Raw genomic sequence first — 870 nt, 5'->3', positions numbered from 1 at the left:
AGACCTTCGAGTTGGTCGGTCGTGATAGTAATGGTGCTCCAGTCGTCAAATATGGTTTTACTTTGAAGCAGTGGTTCGTCCACCGAGGTTTTAAGTTAGACACTCCTTCTAATATCTTATCTTGGTGTAATAGTATTGGTTATCGAATGTCTGGCGTAAGGGATTTAACCAATGCAGTTCGTACAGATGTAGTCGTACCTAGCGCCACCCCTTCCTCGCCGGGTAATTATTATATGCGTCATATTGGTGCTGGATTTGTCCCAGAGTGGGGTAGCATGGACCATTATTCAGACATTGACTTCAAAAACCTAGATTTGGTTTGGACTAATGACCTGAATGGTAGTGGCTATTTTGTCGTGTCCGTTAGGGGCGGTGGTGTTTCTTCCAACTCCAACTCCACCATCACCAACCACGGACTCTGCTCCCATCCTTAGTTTTTATTTCTTCGTCCATAATCTTTAGGGTGGGGGTGGGAGTGATAAAAAATAGTATTAAGCAATTAAAAGTAAGCTTCGAGTCAACGTCGTTTAGCCATAAAAAAGCGATTTTGTGGCTAAGCGACGCTTCAATTACCCGCCTAGGCGGGTTTATTTTTGAGGTTTTTTAGCAAAAAAAGTTGAGGAACGGGGTTTTTGGGGTGTTAAATTTCATTTAAAAATTATTAAATGATCCAAATCACTGAATTTCTAATTCTAAAGATTTGTAATCGCGATATATTTAATTAAAACAGTAGTTAATAAATTATAAATTAGATCTTCTCTAGATCCTATTTACAAAAGTTAACATAAATGAGCGAAAAAAAGTGTTGCATCGTGTTTTTCCAATCACTATACTTTTTACACGGTTTTAGCTACTAGGCTAAAATTTGAC

Annotated in this window: 1 protein-coding gene; it reads left to right on the top strand. The window is 38.5% G+C overall.

Annotated features, from left to right (window positions below):
• The coding region (locus J3U16_RS11980; protein WP_267343205.1) for a hypothetical protein at positions 1-434 on the top strand (434 nt) is incomplete at its 5' end.
• Between the last annotated feature and the right edge of the window lie 436 nt (positions 435-870).

Origin of the sequence: Gilliamella sp. B3023 (assembly GCF_026536845.1) — a bacterium.
In the GTDB taxonomy this organism is placed as follows: domain Bacteria; phylum Pseudomonadota; class Gammaproteobacteria; order Enterobacterales; family Orbaceae; genus Gilliamella; species Gilliamella apicola_E.
This window is presented reverse-complemented; position numbering and strand designations above follow the sequence as displayed.